Here is a 2,972-nt window from a genome sequence, read left to right as displayed (position 1 = left end):
TCGTAGGCCAGCGCGCGGGCGAGCGCGACGCGCTGCTGCTGGCCGCCGGAGAGCGCGCCCGGAAGCCGTTCGGCGAAACTTTCGAGCCGCACCAGGGCGAGCATGTCGGCGACCTTGCGCTTGACCTCGGGGTCGGGCCGGCGGCGGACGCGAAGCGGAAAGGCGACGTTTTCGGCGACGCTCAGATGCGGAAACAGCGTGTAGCGCTGGAACACCATGCCGATGTTGCGCTTGTGCGAGGGCACCGCAAGCAGCGACTTTCCCTGCAACCGGACATCGCCGGAGGTCGGGTCCTGGAAGCCGGCGATCGCATAGAGCGTCGTCGATTTTCCCGAGCCCGACGGGCCGAGGAAGGTCAGGAACTCGCCTTTGGGAATCTCCAGCGTCACATCATGAACGGCGACGAAGGCGCCGAAAGCCTTGCGCAATTTGCGGATCGACAGGAAAGGATCGGTCATGTCTGCAACTTTCGGCGCAAGAGTGCCGTCACCACCATGAGGGCGAGCGTGAGCGCGACCAGCAGGCTGGAGGCGGCGGCAATGACGGGGGTGAGGTCGGAGCGGAGGCTGCCCCAGATCTTGACCGGCAAGGTCTGCAAGGTGGGGCTCGCCATGAAGATCGCCACGACCACCTCGTCCCAGGAGGCGAGGAAGGAAAAGATCGCGGCGGAGAAAATGCCGATGCGGATCGACGGCAAGGTGATCCTGAGCTTGGCCTGGAGCGGGCTGGCGCCGCAGACGATGGCCGCGTCCTCGATCGACTTGTCGAAGCCTTCGAGCGCCGTGGCGATCGGGATGATGGCGAAGGGGAGCGCCAGCACGGTGTGGGCAATGACGAAGCCGACCGTGGTGCCGCCGAGGCCAAGGCGCAGGAAGAAGGCGTAGATGGCGATGGCGAAGACAACGACCGGCAGCACCATCGGCGTCAGCAGCAGGCCGCGCAGAATCTCGCGCCCACGGAACTCACCGCGAACCAGCGCGAAGGAGGCAAGCACGCCGACGGCGACGGCAAGCAGGGCCGTCAGAGCGGCGATGCGGGCGCTGGTCAGCGCCGCCTCGATCCAGGACGGGTCGGCGAACAGCTCCTGATACCATTTCAGCGTCCAGCCCGGCGGCGGGAAGGCCAGCCAGCGCGACGAGCCGAAGGAGAGCAGCACAATGAAGATGACGGGCAGCAGCAGGAAGGCGGCGACGAGCGCGGTGAAGGTCAGCAGTGCAACCTTCAGCCAGCCCAGGCGGTCGTAGTCGAGCAGCATCAGGCGCCTCCCGCGGCTCGTTTTGAGCCGACAAGGCGCAGTTGCAGCGCGTAGAGCGCCATGGTGACGACCAGAAGGATGAAGGCTGCGGCGCTGCCGAGGCCCCAGTTGAGCAGCGACTGGATCATCTGCGCGATCATTTCGGCGAGCATCATGTTCGACGTGCCGCCGAGCAGCGCCGGCGTGACGAAATAGCCGAGCGACATGACGAAGACCATCAGCCCGCCGGCGGCAATGCCAGGAAGCGAGAGCGGCAACAGGATGCGGCGAAAGGCGGCGAGCGGGCTGGCGCCGCAAAGCGCTGCCGCGCGAAGCGTCATTGGATCGATTGCGCGCAGAGTGCCGACCAGTGGCAGGATCATGAACGGCAGCATGATGTAGACCATGCCGATGGTGACGCCGGTAAGGTTGTTGATGAGCGGCAGCGGCTGGTCGGTGATGCCGGTCGCTATCAGCGCCCGGTTGATGACGCCAGTGCGCTGCAAGAGCACCATCCAGGCATAGGTGCGGGTCAAGAGATTGGTCCACATCGACAGGATAATGATGCCGAACAGGATCGAGGCGAGGGCCGGCGGCATGATCGCCAGCATCCAGGCGACCGGAAAGGCGACGAGCACGGTGACGATGGTGACGACGAAGGCGACGAGGAAGGTGTTGAAGAACACCCGCGCGTAGGTGCCGTCGCCGAGCAGCGCAGCGTAATTCTGCAGGCCGGGAGCCGGATCGGTGACGCTGCGCAGGAGCAGCGCCAAAACCGGCACGACGAAGAAGAGCCCGATCAAGGTCAGCGCCGGCAGCAGGCCGCCGACGCCTGCCGGAAGACGCATTCTGGCGATGCTCTGTTCAATTTCCACCGACATAGCGGTATCCCGGGTTGCGAAGCGGGACGGCGGAAGCCGTCCCGCTTCTGTCACGAGAAGGCGGGCGTCATTTCGCCTGCCAGGCGTACCAGCGCGTGGCGATCTCGTCGCGATGCTCGGCCCAGTAGTTCATGTCGAGGTTGATCTGGCCGTCGACATGGGCGTCGGGCAGGCCCTTGACCACGTCGGCGGGCATCTCGGCCTTGGCCTTGGTGTTGATCGGCGCATAGCCGCTCGCCTCGGCGAATTTCGCCTGGCCGGTCGGGCTGGACGCCGCGGCGAGGAACTTCATGGCGGCGTCCTTGTTCTTGGCGCCCTTCGGGACGACGAGAACGTCGGCGGCGGTGAGGTTCTGGTTCCAGGAGACACCGACATCGGCGCCGTCCTTCTCCAGCGCGAAGACGCGGCCGTTCCAGAGCTGGCCGAAGGCGGCCTCGCCGGAGGCGATCAGCTGCTGCGACTCGGCGCCGCCGCCCCACCAGACGATGTCGGACTTGATGGTGTCGAGCTTCTTGAAGGCGCGGTCGAGGTCAAGCGGATAGAGCTTGTCGGCCGGCACGCCGTCTGCCAGCAGCGCGATCTCGATGACGCCTGGCGCCGACCATTTGTAGAAGGTGCGCTTGCCGGGAAATTTCTTGGTGTCGAACATGTCGGCCCAACCGGCCGGCTCGCCGGGGACCGCGCCCTTGTTCCAGGCGAGCACGAAGGAATAGTAGAAGCTGCCGATTGCGTGCTCGTTGCTGAAGCGCGGATCGAGATCGTCCTTCGGCACGACGGCGAAGTCGATCGGCTCGAGCAGCCCGTCCTTGGCCGCCTTGATGGCGAAGTCCATTTCGACGTCGACCACGTCCCAGGTG

4 protein-coding genes are annotated in these 2,972 nt (G+C 65.6%); all 4 read right to left on the bottom strand.

Annotated elements, in window-relative coordinates; genetic code table 11:
* On the bottom strand, positions 1-458 hold a 458-nt coding region (locus EN742_RS30135; protein ID WP_148670360.1), incomplete at its 3' end, for an ABC transporter ATP-binding protein.
* On the bottom strand, positions 455-1,255 hold the full coding sequence (locus tag EN742_RS30130; protein WP_127407082.1) for an ABC transporter permease: 801 nt from the start codon (positions 1,253-1,255) through the stop codon (positions 455-457). The genes EN742_RS30135 and EN742_RS30130, both read right to left, overlap by 4 nt.
* Entirely contained in the window at positions 1,255-2,082 is an 828-nt protein-coding gene (locus tag EN742_RS30125; protein ID WP_245455439.1) for an ABC transporter permease, read from the bottom strand. The genes EN742_RS30130 and EN742_RS30125 overlap by 1 nt, the downstream gene beginning before the upstream one ends.
* 100 nt (positions 2,083-2,182) lie before the next feature.
* On the bottom strand, positions 2,183-2,972 hold a 790-nt coding region (locus tag EN742_RS30120; RefSeq protein ID WP_148670359.1), incomplete at its 5' end, for an ABC transporter substrate-binding protein.

Origin of the sequence: Mesorhizobium sp. M4A.F.Ca.ET.020.02.1.1 (assembly GCF_004022645.1) — a bacterium.
GTDB lineage: Bacteria > Pseudomonadota > Alphaproteobacteria > Rhizobiales > Rhizobiaceae > Mesorhizobium.
The sequence above is the reverse complement of the archived record's forward strand: the minus strand, read 5'-3'. Positions and strand labels throughout refer to the sequence as shown.

Coding starts and splice junctions, on each gene's coding strand:
- EN742_RS30130 (WP_127407082.1), bottom strand. CDS start 1,255: ATGCTGCTCGACTACGACCGCCTGGGCTGGCTGAAGGTTGCACTGCTG.
- EN742_RS30125 (WP_245455439.1), bottom strand. CDS start 2,082: ATGCGTCTTCCGGCAGGCGTCGGCGGCCTGCTGCCGGCGCTGACCTTG.